This is a genomic window from Phycisphaeraceae bacterium, assembly GCA_019636795.1.
Classification (GTDB): Bacteria; Planctomycetota; Phycisphaerae; order Phycisphaerales; family UBA1924; genus JAHBWW01.
Map to the genome: position 1 here is coordinate 345,427 of JAHBWW010000004.1, position 14,554 is coordinate 359,980.

The 14,554-nt window shown below is 60.3% G+C and carries 13 protein-coding genes; 6 read left to right on the plus strand and 7 right to left on the minus strand.

The genetic code is table 11. From position 1 onward, the window contains the following. The 3 genes from KF757_10470 to KF757_10480 are packed head-to-tail and all read right to left on the minus strand — an operon-like array spanning position 1 to position 3,023. Positions 1–534, minus strand: coding sequence for a peptide chain release factor-like protein (locus KF757_10470; protein ID MBX3323404.1), 534 nt, complete (start codon positions 532–534; stop codon positions 1–3). Positions 535–560: 26 nt separating this feature from the next. Further along, positions 561–1,178: a peptidyl-prolyl cis-trans isomerase gene (locus KF757_10475; GenBank protein MBX3323405.1), complete on the minus strand. Its 618-nt coding sequence runs from the start codon at positions 1,176–1,178 to the stop codon at positions 561–563. A gap of 48 nt (positions 1,179–1,226) precedes the next feature. Further along, positions 1,227–3,023, minus strand: coding sequence for a TolC family protein (locus tag KF757_10480; GenBank protein MBX3323406.1), 1,797 nt, complete (start codon positions 3,021–3,023; stop codon positions 1,227–1,229). Between the two features lie 201 nt (positions 3,024–3,224). Here KF757_10480 and KF757_10485 point away from each other — a divergent pair, with 201 nt between their 5' ends. Further along, entirely contained in the window at positions 3,225–6,023 is a 2,799-nt protein-coding gene (locus KF757_10485; protein MBX3323407.1) for a beta-galactosidase, read from the plus strand. Between the two features lie 41 nt (positions 6,024–6,064). Then, the gene (locus KF757_10490) at positions 6,065–6,595 is read left to right on the plus strand and encodes a bifunctional (p)ppGpp synthetase/guanosine-3',5'-bis(diphosphate) 3'-pyrophosphohydrolase (GenBank protein MBX3323408.1); all 531 of its coding nucleotides are present in this window, start codon (positions 6,065–6,067) and stop codon (positions 6,593–6,595) included. A 1-nt stretch (position 6,596) separates the two neighbouring features. On the opposite strand, the gene KF757_10495 is transcribed toward KF757_10490, so the two are convergent. Together KF757_10495 and KF757_10500 are read right to left on the minus strand one after the other, a co-directional pair. After that, positions 6,597–7,022, minus strand: a complete 426-nt coding sequence (locus tag KF757_10495; protein MBX3323409.1) for a hypothetical protein — start codon at positions 7,020–7,022, stop codon at positions 6,597–6,599. Positions 7,023–7,137: 115 nt separating this feature from the next. Next, the gene (locus KF757_10500) at positions 7,138–7,521 is read right to left on the minus strand and encodes a hypothetical protein (protein ID MBX3323410.1); all 384 of its coding nucleotides are present in this window, start codon (positions 7,519–7,521) and stop codon (positions 7,138–7,140) included. Between the two features lie 82 nt (positions 7,522–7,603). On the opposite strand from KF757_10500, the gene KF757_10505 reads away from it, so the two are divergent. From KF757_10505 to ahcY, 3 genes are all read left to right on the plus strand, one after another. After that, a complete protein-coding gene (locus KF757_10505; GenBank protein MBX3323411.1) occupies positions 7,604–8,281 on the plus strand; it encodes a hypothetical protein in 678 nt (225 codons plus the stop codon). Positions 8,282–8,390: 109 nt separating this feature from the next. After that, positions 8,391–9,347 carry an ArsR family transcriptional regulator gene (locus KF757_10510; GenBank protein ID MBX3323412.1) on the plus strand — a complete coding sequence of 319 codons (957 nt, stop codon included), beginning with the start codon at positions 8,391–8,393 and terminating at the stop codon, positions 9,345–9,347. A 93-nt stretch (positions 9,348–9,440) separates the two neighbouring features. Continuing rightward, positions 9,441–10,928 carry an adenosylhomocysteinase gene (gene ahcY / locus KF757_10515; GenBank protein MBX3323413.1) on the plus strand — a complete coding sequence of 496 codons (1,488 nt, stop codon included), beginning with the start codon at positions 9,441–9,443 and terminating at the stop codon, positions 10,926–10,928. Between the two features lie 99 nt (positions 10,929–11,027). On the opposite strand, the gene KF757_10520 is transcribed toward ahcY, so the two are convergent. Further along, the gene (locus tag KF757_10520) at positions 11,028–12,395 is read right to left on the minus strand and encodes a hypothetical protein (protein MBX3323414.1); all 1,368 of its coding nucleotides are present in this window, start codon (positions 12,393–12,395) and stop codon (positions 11,028–11,030) included. A 472-nt stretch (positions 12,396–12,867) separates the two neighbouring features. On the opposite strand from KF757_10520, the gene KF757_10525 reads away from it, so the two are divergent. Further along, complete coding sequence (locus KF757_10525; GenBank protein MBX3323415.1) at positions 12,868–13,578, plus strand: hypothetical protein; 711 nt, start codon at positions 12,868–12,870, stop codon at positions 13,576–13,578. Between the two features lie 131 nt (positions 13,579–13,709). Here KF757_10525 and KF757_10530 read toward each other — a convergent pair whose 3' ends face one another. Next, complete coding sequence (locus KF757_10530) at positions 13,710–14,375, minus strand: hypothetical protein (protein MBX3323416.1); 666 nt, start codon at positions 14,373–14,375, stop codon at positions 13,710–13,712. Positions 14,376–14,554: the final 179 nt, after the last annotated feature.

Here is a 14,554-nt window from a genome sequence, read left to right on the forward strand (position 1 = left end):
CTATTTGAGCGAATGCATACCGTGCCGAACTCGCTCCTGATTCAACTTGGCCCAGGCGGGTGGTTGATTCTGGATCAGCTTGTGCAGCTGCGAGGTCGTACATTCGAGACGGATCGCTGCCTTGGCCGAGTCATAGCCGCAGGCTTCGAGGACATCCAGAGCCTCAGCGAGCAGACTCGGGTAATCCCAGTGCAATGGATTGCAGACAATGCGTCCATTGCGGCACCGTGCCCGCCACAGGTCGGATCGAATCTCCCCCGAAGGCACCGCCATACGAATCTCGGTCGCCAGTGCGAGGCGCAATCGGCGCACAGCCACCGGGCGATTCTCATTCACGCTACGGCGCTCGCTTGCTGCGGCTGCGATGCCGGTGGGGGTGTGAAGAAGTTCGATCGCGGTTTCGACCTTGTTGCGACGTTGCCCGCCCGGGCCTCCGGAACGGCGCGTCGTAATCGAACACGCGCGCAACAACTCTTCGATCGGAAGTGACGCCGGGTGTACAGGGCGTTGAACTGGGGCGTCAAAATCGATCATGGCGCCAAACGCCGAGTGTGGATGCGTTACCCGCCTGTCTTGACCTTCTCAGCCTTGAGAATGACCACAGGTGTCAGGGGAACGTCACCGTGGCCGCCGCGATTTCCAGTAGCGACGCCACCGATGGAATCGACCACATCCCGGCCCTCGACAACTTTGCCGAACACAGCGTACCCCGCGCCGTCGCGAGGCTGATCGAGGAACGAGTTGTCCGAAACATTGATGAAGAACTGCGATGTGGCGGAGTCTGGGCGGTTGCCGAGTCGGGCCATCGCAATTGTGTACTTCATATTCTTCAGGCCGTTCTGCCATTCGTTGGCAATCTGGTCCTGCGTGGGGCGTTGCCGCATATCTGGCTCGAAGCCACCGCCCTGAATCATGAACCCTTCGATCACGCGGTGGAAGATCGTGCCGTCGTAGCTGCCGGCGTCGACATACGAGAGAAAGTTCTCAGTCGAAATGGGGGCTTTTTCAGCGTCAAGCTCGAGCACCATCGTGCCCATGCTTGTGGTCAGTTTTACGTACACAGCGTTCTCCTTGATCGGGTAAGACGGCGCAGCGGCGGGCTCGGGCTTCGCCTGGGTTTGTTCCTGCTTCTTGTCGGGAGTTGATGTGCCTTGGGAGTTGCAGCCACCCGTCAGCATCACACTGAACAAGAGCGTGCTTGCCAGCAATACTTTTATGTTCATGACTCAGTCTCCATCGTTCATAGTCGGGTCTGGATTGGGCTCGACAGGATAGTCCGGCGAACTCGAAGTGTCGTCAATAATCATGACTTCGACCACTTCAGGCATGCCCTCGGGGGGTTCGAGCCACCCATCGCGCCCAACACGCAATTGCCCTGTCTGGAGTAGATACCGCAGGATCGCGATCTGAAGATCCGAGCGAGCCTGATCGCGCGCGTTGCGAGCATTGTTGAGCTGCTCTTGCGTATCGACGACAGACTGCGGGTCCACTTCTTCAGCTCGCGCTCGCTGCTCCTCGAGTCGCAACTCGTTGATGTCGACCTGCTGCTCAGCAAGATCGAGGCGGAATCTCGCAAGGTCCACCGCTCGCAGCGCCGCACGCGATTCGATCGTGACATTGTCGCGCGATTGCTCGTACGCGCGCTGAGCGCGCTCGAGTGAAATGATCGAACTTCGCAGGTTCAGCCTTTCGATCTCGCGATCGACCGGGAGCGCCAGTGTCATCTGAGCCAGGTAGTCGAGTTCGTTGGGATCAAGCCCGAAACCGCCCTCCCGATCAGCCGGATCCGTCGGGATCAGGATGCGCCCGGAGAGGCTCAGATCCGGCAGCAACTGATTCCGCACCACCTCAACCTGCCGTCTGGAGTCGGCCAACTGATCCCGCTGATTCTGAAGATCCAGCCGGTATGTCAGTCCCGCGTTGGTCGCGGCTTCAAGTGTCGCTTGCGGCTCAACCAGCGACAACATCAGATCCACGATCCGAATCGAGTCGTCAAGTTTGACACCGATGCGAGTCTTGAAACGATCAAGTTGCAACCGATACGTCTCCTGAAAGTTGGCCAGATCCGACTTGGCATTGAGCACTTCGTTCCGCGTGAGTTGCTTCTGAAACTCGCGCCGGCGTCCGGCATCAACCAGCGCAGCAGTCTGAGTCTCCAGCCCGATCAACCCCTGCAGTTGCATTTCCTGGTTGCGGATGCGCTTCATTTGCGCAATCAGGTTGAAGTAATCGCTGGCAATGTCCACAAGCAGCTCGCGCCTGAAGCGTTCGAATGAACGGGCGGCGTACACGAGATCGCGCTCGCGTTGAATCAGGTCTTCTCTCGCTGCCATCCCCGCGCCTCGGAGCAACGGAATGTTGCCAGACAGAACGAGATCGGTGCTCTGGCGATAACGACCCGAAGCAGTCCGCCGAAGTTGTTCGGTGGCATTCCAGACCAGACGCGCCTCGACTTCCCCACCATAGGGCAGACGCTGTGTCGCTCGTAGCGAGTTCACGATGCCAAGTGCGTGCTGAAAGTTTCCATCATCGCCCGCACCCGAGATAGACGTTGAAGTGTCAGCAAAGAATCTTGGTCCCCAGCGATGCTGCTCAATCAGCAGGCGGATGGCTGCCAGGATGTAGTCTTCCTCTGCCCGGCGAAACTCACGCGAATACGTCTGCGTGATGCGAAATGCCTCAATCAGTGTTAGTTCTTCAGCGTCATCGCCAGTCTGCTCGGTCGCGTACAAAGCGAGTTGGGCTTCAATGTCCCGGGTCTCGTCAGCAACCGTGAATGTGAGCCTGGAGGACCCGGGGTTGGTCGTATTCGGCGTGCCGTAGGCCGGATCGGACCGCGAAAGCCTCTGCCGAGGGGAGTATTCCGTTCGGGGTCGGACAGAATCTTCGCCCATCAGTTCGGCTCGCTCGCGGAGGAGGGCATCGGTGCGGGCATCGATCTTTGTGAGCGAATCGCCACACCCGGCGCATGCAAACCCGACGAAGACCAGAAAAAAAACTCGCGTCACAAAGGCTATGCGCATAGGGCTCCAAACATGGTTGAGGACGATTGCCACTGTAGCGCCGGTTGCCGAACGGCGAATGCCCTCCTACCATCCAAGTCCACGCCGAGATGGCAATATGAATCCCCTGTATAGGGTGTGTTCATCCCTTTCTTCACGCACTGGCAACGCTCCGCGGGCGAGCGACGGCGCGTGAGATCTTCGGCCTTGGAGCAACGCAGCATGGGATCAATCACGTACGACGGGCGCAGTTTCATGATCGATGGTCGCCGGATCTGGATCATCAGCGCGAGTCTCTCGATGTTTCGTATCCCGCGAGCGCAATGGAAGGATCGCATCCATGCTGCTCGCCTTGCCGGGTTCAACACCATCGAGGTGCCAATCCCGTGGTGCCGCATCGAGCCCAGGCCGGGGCAGTTCGACTTCACCGACAATAACGACATCCGCCACTTTGTCGAACTCGTGGCCGAAGCCGGCATGTGGTGCATTCTGCGTCCCGGACCCTACATCGGCGATGGGTGGGATCTCGGCGGCATCCCTTCGTGGATTCTGGCCAAGGATGGCGTCAAACTGCGAGCGCCAAACCAGCCCTTCCACGAATCGTGCAGCCGATACATTTCAGCCCTTTCCGGCCAACTTCGCACCCTGCAGGTGACGTCCTCCGGTCGCGGGGGGCCGATCCTGCTGATTCAGGTCGAAACCCAATGGACCTGCAGCCACAAGGACATGGGCACAACCTACCTCGGCGAACTCAACCGCTATCTCCGTGAGTCCGGCTTCACGGTCCCGATGATCAACGCCAACAACCTCTGGCAAGGTGTCGAGAGCGAAATCGATTGCTGGGTCGGCGAACGCGACATGCTTTCGATCATGCGCCAACTGGGTACGGTACTCCCGGACCAGCCTCGCATGGTCATCGACTTCGGCCCCAAGACACCGGCCCGACTCGGCTTGCCTGAGCCCGAGCCCATGGATCCGCAGGTCATTCAACGCAGCCTGGCCGAAATTCTTGCGGGCGGGGGGCAGTACAATTTCATTCCGTTCGCAGCCGGTCAGACTCCAGGATTCTGGGGCGGACAAATGCTGCATGCCGAATCGCCGTTTCTCGGCCCGGTGAACGAACTTCAGGCACCCATCGATGTACTCGGCAGGCCCACCGCCCGTTTCCATCATGTCCGCACGATCTCGACGTTTGCTTCGACATTCGGCAAAGTCTTCGCACACCTCGATCCGCAGAATCACTCTGTCGTGCTCGATCCGATTCGACCCGGAGAATCCAAAGCCGGACGCGCCGACTTCGGGCCCACCGTCGTCCATCGCACGGGTTCGCAGGGTTCTGTCGCATTCATCTTCTCGGCTAATGCACATTCGAACGCCAAGACTCGCGGCAGCGTCAATCTCATGCTCGCCGATGGGTCGTACCTGCCGGTCGATCTCGGAGGAAAACTGGTTCACTGGTGCCTGTTCGACGCGCACATCAGCGGTCGAAGCACTCTGACCTACTCCAGCCTCTGCGTCCTCGGAGTCTGCGGGCAGACGATCGTTGTGTTCGGTGGCCCAGGCACGGTCGGTCGAATCGCGATCAATGGTTCGCCACTCGAAGTTGATGTACCCTCAGCCAAAACTCCCACGATTCTGGTGCACGAAGGCATCACCGTCGTGGTGTGCAGCGATCAGCAGATCGAGGAAACATTCATCGGGACCGAAGCGGTCTACGTCGGCGTCACCGGGATTGACGCATCGGGTAAGCCATTTGGCACAGGTCGATGCACCCGCATCTCTTCCAAGGGCGAAGTGAGCACACAAACCCTGACGCCACGAAGCAAGTCCAAGACAACGAAAATTACGCGCGGGGTGTGGGAAGCAGCCGACACGATCGAACACGCCGCCGGAACGAATCCGCGATTCGCAACCATCCCGTCGCCTGCTCCGCTGAGCCAACTTGGTTCGCCGCAGGGCTATGGGTGGTACCGCGCGACCGAGAAAGTCGGCGCTGCGAAGAAGTGCACCATCGCTGCCCCGACCAGTGGCGATCGTTTTCAGGTGTTTCTCGATGGCGTGCCCGTTGGGGTGATGGGTCGAGGTCCCGGCGCGACAGAACACCTCGGCGTGTCCTTCAAGAAAGGTGAGCACACCATCGTACTTCTTGCTGACAACATGGGGTATGTCAGCGAAGGTTCGAACTGTAATGAGGGCAAGAAAGGGCTCTGCGATCAACTGTGGGAAGTAACCCAAGTCAAGATCGGCAAGCCGCGGATTGTCGAAGGCACACCACTCAGTCCGCTGACCTTCAAGTCGCCTCTCTTTGGCGTGCGTGATGATGACCAGACGCATCCGTCGCGTGTGTCATGGACGATTGCCCATCGGCGCAAGTCACCATTGTTTGTTTCGGTCGCGGGTTCACCGACGCGGGGGCTGCTCATTCTCAACGATCAGCCGGTCCGCTACCTCGAAGCCGGCGAGCACGCCTCGATTGTGCTCGATGGCGAAACACTCAAACGTGGCAACAATGCCATCGAGTTCGCGATGGTGCACGAGTTTGGTGACGAAGATGTCGCCACAGCACAAGTCAATGCCGTTGCCGAGAAACTCGGCGTGGTCCTGACTGTATGGGAAGGCGATGCCGAGATTACCGCCAAGAGCACTTGGGCATTCGCAAAGTGGGAAAAGCCGATGGATTCGATGTTTGCGCCAGTCGGCAAGTCCAGCGCGAACCGTGCGCCGATTCCGACGTGGTGGAAGACAACATTCGAAGCCCCGTCCACTGGCGATGCGATTACGCTTCATCTCACCGGCATGACCAAGGGCCAGGTGTTTCTCAATGGCAAGCATGTCTGCCGCTACTTTGTAGCCTTGGCCAATGGCACGCCAGTGCCGCCGACCGATACGGTCGTTCTCGCAGCGAGCGATCTGGCCGAAGGCGAGAACGAGCTGGTGCTGTTTGACGAGCACGGCGGCAACCCCGAGAAGTGCAAGTTCGTCATCGAAAGTGCCGAAGATGCCATTCGTGCGACGACCTGAGCCCGGTTCGAGTCAGGCTTCCTGATCTCAAGGAGTGAGGTATGAATCCGAATTCAGCCTGGCAGCGCGCGGTGAACTTTGCAGCCGATGCTCATCGTCACCACACGCGCAAGGACGGGAAAACTCCGTACGTCGCCCATGTCTTTCGCGTGGCTCTCACTCTCCGCCACGTCTTCGAATGCGATGATCTCACCGCGCTTACCGCAGCCTTGCTCCACGACACGATCGAAGACACTACCGTCGATTACGACGATATCAACGAGCAGTTCGGCGCGAAGGTGGCGGCGTGTGTTGTCGCGATGTCCAAGAACATGCTCTTGCCCGAACCCGAGCGCGAGGCAGACTACGACCGCCGTCTGGCCCAGGGGCCTTGGCAATCACGGCTCATCAAACTTGCCGATGTCTACGACAATCTGGCAGACATTCAGGTGCTCAAGCAGGGCCAGTCCTGTCAGAAGCAGATCGAACGATGCCGAAGGGCAATGAGCATCGCCCAGCCCGATGCGCACCGACCGCCTGTCGCCCTTGCGATTCGCATGGTTCAGGACGCAGTGCGTGACGCAGGCGGGTGAATCAAACCCACACATTGACGATCAGATTCGGTTCCTTGAGTTTGCCGGTCCACTCCCCGACCGACGTGGTCACCATCTTGACTTCGTATTCGGGGTGGGCGTCCAGCCACTCGTTGATTTGAGCATCGAGAAACGAGAGCGAATCGCCGGTGAGTTTGCTGTGAAAACTCTTGACGTGAATCGCGCCGGTACCGGTCGTGTTGGGTGTGCGGTTCCAGTTCTCAGAGTGTCGCGAACCGAGTTTCTGCTCGAACGCCTGGATCTTCGAGGATCCTCCAGCCGAGCCGGCGGCGGGTGATACTGCTCGATCTCCCCCCCCGCCCAATCCGGAAACGGGTATAGATGGAATAGGGGTCGGATCTTCATGCGGGCGAAGTCCGCCGCTGCCGGAGTCCGGTCGTTGCAGTTCGAACAGGGGGCGTGTCATGGCCGATCTCCTATAGCGCGTGAATCACGCATCTCGAGAACACACTGCCCAGAACGGGCGGCACGCTCCCTCTTGATATCGGTCAGGGTACCAGAATTAGCCCACAACGCAAGCCTTAACCCCCCGGGTTGTGGATAGCACAGGCAAATTTCCATCGATTGCCTTCGAAAACCCTTCCAGCAAAGCAAAAGCGTCTCCCCCCTACGAACAGGTCCACCGCGAGCATGTCTCCGGTCATGGACCGAATTTCGGCCCGACCTCCGGCGATCTGGCGCACCGTCCCTCGTCCCCCGGACAGTTCGCCCTCGAATCTGAGATATTCAATGCGGTGGTCGGGGGCCCGCTCGGCCTCGAAGTCTTCCCCAAGATCGGGTCTGCCCGCTGTACGGAACGAAAGCAGGGGTCGCGCCATCTCCGCGGGGTCCAGCTGCTCGATCAGCCAGTCGTGGTGCCAGGTGCCGTCGGGCAGAGTGTGACAGAGCAGCACGAACTCGGACATGGTGCATCGTAGTGCCAACTGGACGATACAAACGGGTGTACGATGATCGCGTGGTCAATGACGACCCCGATGGAGACTTTTCATGAAGAATCTCAGCCTGATTCTGGCAGTGACCCTTGGTATGTTCATCGCCCAGCTCATGGGTTGCCAGTCGACGTATCGCCGCTCGCTCGCGGATGTCCGGGGCGATGCGAATGCTCACTTTGCATACGGTCATTACGCCGCGGCCCTGGCCGACTATCAGGAATATCTCGATCGCAAGCCAGGCTCCACGCTTGTGCGCTCGAGAGTGGGCGAAACGCTGCTGAAACTGAACCGCCCGGGCGAAGCCGAGCCTCATCTGCGGGCGGTGTACGACGTCGAGCCTCTGAACACCTACAACGCTGCCCTGCTCGCTGAGGCAATGGTGCGCAACGATCGACCGGGGCAAGGCCTTGACTTCATGCGGCAGTTCCTCGATCAGATGCCCACCAGTGAGGGGTTCTTCGCGCTGGCGGACCTCTCGTTGATGGCAGGTCTCCCCGATGACGCGCGGCAGGCCCTGGCCGTTGCGGTCAAACTCGACGGGGCAACTTCGCCCGAACCTCATCGTCGTATTGCGCGGTTCTACGAGTCGCGTGAACTCAAGCCCGAAGCCATCGCCGCCTGGCGAACCGTACTTTGGTTCGATCCCGCCGATGCCGAAGCAGGGGATCGGCTCCGCGCGATGGGTCAGGTACCCGGGCCAGGGTTTGCCGTTGCTCCGGCAATCTCAAACTGACGGCATGGTCGTGATCGAGGGACGGCTTGACTCGGGCCGCGGAGCGTTGTACTGTCTATCCGGATTGACGGATGGATACTACGAACGCAATCCGAATGAGGCATGTCCCATGAAGCCCGGTGCCGTCTTGGCCCCCGTCATTGATCGGCTGACGATCCTGTGTGAGCCTGCCCGCCTGCGGGCCTTGCGGGTTCTCGAACGCGAGGAACTCAGTGTGGGCGAACTGGCGCGCGTGCTGCAAGCCCCCCAGAGTACCGTGAGTCGGCATCTGAAACTGCTGTCCGACGCCGGCTGGGTGCTGAGTCGGACCGAACGCACTGCGACTTACTATCGAGTTGTGCCCGGCGAATTGCCCGAGGCCGATCGGGAGTTGTGGACTGTTCTGAGCACGCAGATTGACGATCGCGGCGAACTGGCCGAGGACAGTCGCAGGCTCGAATCTGTGCTAGCCGAGCGTCAGACTGACAGTCTTTCGTTTTTTGGGCGCGTCGCTGGCGAGTGGGATGCGCTGCGGCGCGAGTTGTTTGGTGATCAGTTGACAGAGGAAGCCTTGCTCGGACTGATTCGCCCCGATTGGGTCATCGTGGATGTCGGGTGTGGCACCGGCAACGCGGCCGCTGTGCTGGCACCAATCGCCCAGCGCGTCATCGCGGTCGATCAGTCCGCGCCGATGCTCGAGGCGGCAAGGCGGCGCATCGGCGAAGAGGGCACTGTCGAGTTCCGGCTCGGTTCGGCCGAGGCGTTGCCGCTCGAATCGGGCGAGATAGACGCCGCGGTCTGCCTGCTCGTCCTGCATCATGTCGAAGATCTCGCGGCTGCGGCCAAGGAACTCCGGCGCGTGCTGCGGAGCAGTCGCAGCGGTGGGGGAGTGCTCATCGTCGACATGTACGAGCACGAGCGATCGGAGTTTCGTCATCGCATGGGCCATCGGCATCAGGGCTTCGATCCGGCATTGCTCGCGCAGGTTTTTCAGGAAGCGGGGTTCAAGTCGGTACGTACGCGGCCGCTGTCACGCACCAACGACGGCAACGGCCCCGGTCTCTTCGCCCTTGCAGCATGGATCTGAAGACACGAAAAGACACAGCACAACAACGGGAACACGCGTTCTCGATGAATGAACAGACGGAACGCAACCTAATCACTCAACACGGAGACCACCATGACATCGATGATGACCACGCCCGACACGGCCAGAACGGCCACAGGAACGATGCAATACAAAGTGCGCGATCTGAAACTCTCGGTCCTGGGCCGCAAGGAACTGCGGCTGGCCGAGCACGAGATGCCGGGCCTGATGGCGCTGCGCGAGCGCTACAGCGCGAGCAAGCCCCTCAAGGGTGCTCGCATCGCCGGCAGCCTGCACATGACGGTGCAGACGGCCGTTCTGATCGAAACGCTCACCGCCCTTGGCGCCGACGTGCGCTGGGCCAGCTGCAACATCTTCAGCACTCAGGATTCGGCAGCCGCAGCTGTGGTCATCGGGCCCAACGGCACGATCGACAAGCCCGCGGGCGTCCCCGTCTTCGCATGGAAGGGCGAAACGCTCGACGAATACTGGTGGTGTACGCGGCAGATTCTCAACTGGCCCGATGGTGGCGGGCCGAACCTGATCCTCGACGACGGCGGCGATGCGACGATGATGGTGCTCAAGGGTATGGAGTATGAGAAAAACGGCTCCATTCCCGCGTTTAACCCGCACGAGCATCCCGAAGAGTTCGGCGCGTTCCTCCGCGAACTGATCGAGCAGGAAAAGGAACGCCCCGGCTGTTGGACCAGAGTTGCAAGCGCGATTCGCGGCGTATCCGAAGAAACCACCACCGGCGTCCACCGTCTCTATCAGTTCGCCGAGCAGGGCCTCCTGCCATTCCCCGCGATCAATGTCAATGACAGCGTGACCAAGAGCAAGTTTGACAACATCTACGGCTGTCGCCACTCGCTGCTCGACGGGCTCAACCGCGCGACCGACGTCATGCTTTCGGGCAAGGTCGCGGTGGTGTGCGGCTATGGCGATGTGGGTAAGGGCTGCTGCCAGGCGCTCAAGGGTCAGGGCTGCCGCGTGATCGTGACCGAGATCGATCCGATCTGTGCGCTCCAGGCCGCGATGGAGGGCTATCAGGTGCTCACGCTCGAGGATGTCGTCGAGACAGCCGATATCTTCATCACGACCACGGGCAACAAGGACATCATCACGCTCGATCACATGCGCAAGATGAAGAACAAGGCCATCATCGGCAACATCGGCCACTTCGACAACGAGGTGCAGATGGAAAAACTGATGAAGGACGCCGGCGTCGAGCGTATCAACATCAAGGAGCAGTACGACGAGTTCCTGTTCAAAGCCCAGAACAAGAGCATCCTGATCCTGGCCGAGGGGCGTCTGCTCAACCTCGGCTGTGCGACGGGGCACCCGAGCTTCGTGATGAGTGCGAGTTTCACGAATCAGGTCATTGCGCAGATGGAACTGCACCAGCATCAGGACAAGTACGAGAACAAGGTCTACATGCTGCCCAAGAAACTTGACGAGGAAGTCGCACGCCTGCACCTCGAAAAGCTGGGCGTGAAACTCACAAAACTGCGCAAGGATCAGGCTGACTACATCGGCGTCCCGGTCGATGGGCCGTACAAGCCGGCGCACTATCGGTATTGAGTGCACGGCACCTGCTCAGTCGCAACGAGATCAACACGGCAAGGCCGCTCCAGTGGTGGGGCGGCCTTTGTCATTCGTCTGCTCCGCCCTCTCATGCTCTCAAGGCCGGTTGTTGTTCATCTGGATATCCATGATCATGCGGTCGATGCGATCCACCACGCCATCGGCGTTGAGGTCGGCGCGCGGATGACGAACTTCAAAGCTCTGTTGAAAGACGAGGTCATCGGCGGCGTCGACGCGACCATCGCCGGTATAGTCGCCCAGCAGCGGGAACGGGAGCGCGTTCATGGTGAGCCGGGTTGGCCCGAAGGGGATATCGCCGGGTGTCCAGAACGCGTAGCAGTCGACCAGGTATGAGTTCTGGACAAAGACGAGGTCATTGAGATACGCGGTGAAGACCCGCAGCGTCGAGTGAAGCCCCGGATCGACATCCGGCTCGACCAGAAATCGCTCGTGCGCGCAGGACGCCTGATTGCGGACCTGTACCGTGAGCAGCAGACAGATCTTGAAGGCGCGGCCCGTGACATCGCGCACGGGGTCCGGGTCCAGCCACAGGTTGGGCGTGACATTGGCACAGCCCGAGTATGGATCCGCGGGGTTGCCGTTGCATCCGGTGTAGTCAATGAGCGGGCCTCTGGTGAACGCCCCGATGGCGACGTCGATCGCGCCGTAATATCGTGCCGCGCAGTCGCGAATGGTGTTTCCCGAAGCCTGGCAACTGACGATCTCGTCCATCGGTGCCCAGGCCGACCACATGGTGGGGCAGAGATAATCAACATCGCGCAGCCAGTTCTCGGGAGCCGCAGCCTTCTGCTTGAAGAAGTTGACCTTGCGGACGTATTCCTCGCTGGAAGTGCCGTTGCGTCTGCTGGTGACGATCCCGAAGAGACCAACGCTTGCTCCGGGCAGTGCTCGCTTGGTGACCATGGCGCACAGCCCGTACTGCTCCATCATGCGATTGACCAGCGCGTGCCCGGTCAGGCCGTTCCAATTGGTATGGAGGTAGTGATTGAGGAGCTTGTCGGGGTGGACAACGAGGTTCTCGCCTTCGATATCCATGATGACCAGGCCATTGAATCGTTCGGCAGGAACGAAGAAATAGGTGAGCCCGCTTCGGGGATCGACGGCTTGCTGGTAGTGATTGGGAAAGCGCTCGGCGATTTGGTTGTTCATGCGCCAGGTCAGGATTTCCTCTGTTCTGGTGAGGAATGTGTCCAGGTTGTAGACATTGTTCGAGGGAGTGCCGGCGACATACACGCTTCCGCCGAAGAGAAAGCTGTCGGTGCGGACCACGCCGTACATCTCCATGTTCTCTTCGGTCTTTCGCCCCTGGTGTGCGATGAAGATGGAGCGATCGAACCCATGCCTGATCGGATTTTCAACCGGGGCCGCTTGTGCGGCAGCGGTGTTGGAACATAGGGCTGTAGTACAGGCGCTCGCGAGCGCGATTGCGGTAACAAACTTCATGCTTCTGGTTCCCCTGTTCGAGCTGTGTGACGAATTCCCCGGCTCTGCGGCGGGCATGCCCGCCGCCGGTAAGATGGGAAGTCTACAGGATTTGTGAAACGGGCACAAGCCAGTTGCATCGTTGCGCACCAACTTCTGGCAGATTGAGGCTGACGCCCCGAACCTGACCGGCGGAATCTGCCTGAAAAACGGGTTTGTGCAACAGGCGGCTCGCTCGCTGCACTCATGATGGAGCGCTGAAGACGCGACCATCCCGCGTCCACCGGCACTCATGAATGCTCCATCACGCTCTATTCATCGCGCAGGGCCATCATCGCGCATCCGGCCTCATGCCTTGAGGACTGCCGCCAGCAGCGAAAAAAAACTTTTACATGACCTGAGAGATTCCGCCTCTTCGTGCAGAAGCCGGGTGCTGGGCCACTATGGGCCGGGCATCTCGCATTTCGCACACCGCAGACCAAAGGAGCCTTTCATGCAGATTTCATCGATTGTCACCATCGTGCTCGCTGCCGCGTCGTTCTCGGCTTCGGCCCAGCCGCTGACCGGTGCCGGCACCCACATGCCGCTCTCGACGCCGATTCAGGTCCCTCAGCCGGGCGTCGTGCACACGATCGGCGGCGTCGTGCACCCCACATCCTTCACGGGAACCTGGTCGGCTCCGGTACTCTGGGGCTGGCAGGGCACGTTCAGCGCCTTCGGTCCTGTGCCCAACAACACCAACGCGGGCGTAACGCGTTACCTGTTCGGCGGGCTCAACGCCGGCAACCTCCCGGCGGGCACCTTCTTCAACTTCGGCGATGTCGATGGCGGCTCGGGCGGGGGCGAGACGTTCCGGTTGCTGGCAACCGATGCCGGCGGCGCAGCGATCACGACGCCGTGGCTCAGTGTGCCTCAATATGTCTGGGGATTTGGTCGCGACAGCGGCAATCCCGACCTGCTCGACATGCCCGGCTGGTCGTTCAATGCGGTGACCGGAGAATACCTCATCGACGGCTCGACGGTGACGCTCTTCAATCCGGCGATTACAGTCACGCTGATGTCACTTGTCGCGATCGACTCGCTGACGGTCATCAAGTCGAGCACGTTCAACGGCTTTTCGCTCGCAGCCCCGATCGTGCCCGCCCCGGCGAGCGCGGCGCTCGTGCTGTCGGGCGGGCTGCTCGCACTGCGTCGTCGGCGCTGAAGATCGGTCTGCTTTCGCAGCGCAAGGCACAACGCGGCCCCAGGTGCAGGGCCGCGTTGTGCTTGCATTCAAAATCGTGTCTCCCCGCGCTCGACTGCTCGCTGCGCGTACGGGGTTGATTGCGTGGCGCGTCAGGCAGCCAGCCCGATGGCCGTGCCGACGCTCACGCTCATGCCGCCGAGTCCGAAGCGAACGATGAGGCTGGTCGAATCCACTCGGAAGTCTTCACGGCGGGCCTGCACGTAATATTCGATGCTCGTCGAGTTTTCCGGGATGGTTTCGTCTTCGTAGAACTTGTTGTCGGTCGAATCGAGCAGTGTGAAGGTGCTGGTGCCGCCGATGCGGCGATAGATGCTGAAGTACGCGTTCTGACTGACCGAGCCCTTCCAGGTGATGCGCAGTGCGCCGGTCACGGGGTTGATCGTGACGCCCAGGCTGGTCGGCTGCTCGGGCGGCCCGGCGGGGGTGGGGGATGCGGGCTGCGGGATCGAGGCTACGGCGTACACGTTCGGATTGTTGGTGATCTCGGCCTCGACCTTGATGGCCTTGACCATGTCGCCGCCGAAAGCGCGCAGCGCGTCGGTGGCGATGTGATAGTTGAGGGTCGCATCCTTCGATGAGATGCGTGATGCGATCGCGGCGGTGTGGGCAGCCTGGGCTGTGTTCAGCAGGGACGCCAGTTCGGCGATTTGTTGAGCACTGAGCCCTATATCTGAAGCCGAAGCGCCCCACTTGGCGATGCGGGCCATGAAGAAGGCGATGAGGTCTTCGCGACTACTTGGTAACACTGCGGCCATGATGAATCTCCTTCAAGAGCGTGTTCGATGCCGCCGAGTTGCGACATGCTACTGCATCGGAGCCTGCGCATCGCGACTGAAGTGCGATTGAATGATCTTGAGGAAGTTTTTGGAGCAAGCAGCCCAGTCCTGCGGCCAGCCCCCCAGGTGTGGGCGGGTGGTTGCCATGTTGGAAATAA

Coding starts and splice junctions, on each gene's coding strand:
- KF757_10470 (MBX3323404.1), bottom strand. CDS start 534: ATGATCGATTTTGACGCCCCAGTTCAACGCCCTGTACACCCGGCGTCA.
- KF757_10475 (MBX3323405.1), bottom strand. CDS start 1,178: ATGCTGACGGGTGGCTGCAACTCCCAAGGCACATCAACTCCCGACAAG.
- KF757_10480 (MBX3323406.1), bottom strand. CDS start 3,023: ATGCGCATAGCCTTTGTGACGCGAGTTTTTTTTCTGGTCTTCGTCGGG.
- KF757_10485 (MBX3323407.1), top strand. CDS start 3,225: ATGGGATCAATCACGTACGACGGGCGCAGTTTCATGATCGATGGTCGC.
- KF757_10490 (MBX3323408.1), top strand. CDS start 6,065: ATGAATCCGAATTCAGCCTGGCAGCGCGCGGTGAACTTTGCAGCCGAT.
- KF757_10495 (MBX3323409.1), bottom strand. CDS start 7,022: ATGACACGCCCCCTGTTCGAACTGCAACGACCGGACTCCGGCAGCGGC.
- KF757_10500 (MBX3323410.1), bottom strand. CDS start 7,521: ATGTCCGAGTTCGTGCTGCTCTGTCACACTCTGCCCGACGGCACCTGG.
- KF757_10505 (MBX3323411.1), top strand. CDS start 7,604: ATGAAGAATCTCAGCCTGATTCTGGCAGTGACCCTTGGTATGTTCATC.
- KF757_10510 (MBX3323412.1), top strand. CDS start 8,391: ATGAAGCCCGGTGCCGTCTTGGCCCCCGTCATTGATCGGCTGACGATC.
- ahcY (MBX3323413.1), top strand. CDS start 9,441: ATGACATCGATGATGACCACGCCCGACACGGCCAGAACGGCCACAGGA.
- KF757_10520 (MBX3323414.1), bottom strand. CDS start 12,395: ATGAAGTTTGTTACCGCAATCGCGCTCGCGAGCGCCTGTACTACAGCC.
- KF757_10525 (MBX3323415.1), top strand. CDS start 12,868: ATGCAGATTTCATCGATTGTCACCATCGTGCTCGCTGCCGCGTCGTTC.
- KF757_10530 (MBX3323416.1), bottom strand. CDS start 14,375: ATGGCCGCAGTGTTACCAAGTAGTCGCGAAGACCTCATCGCCTTCTTC.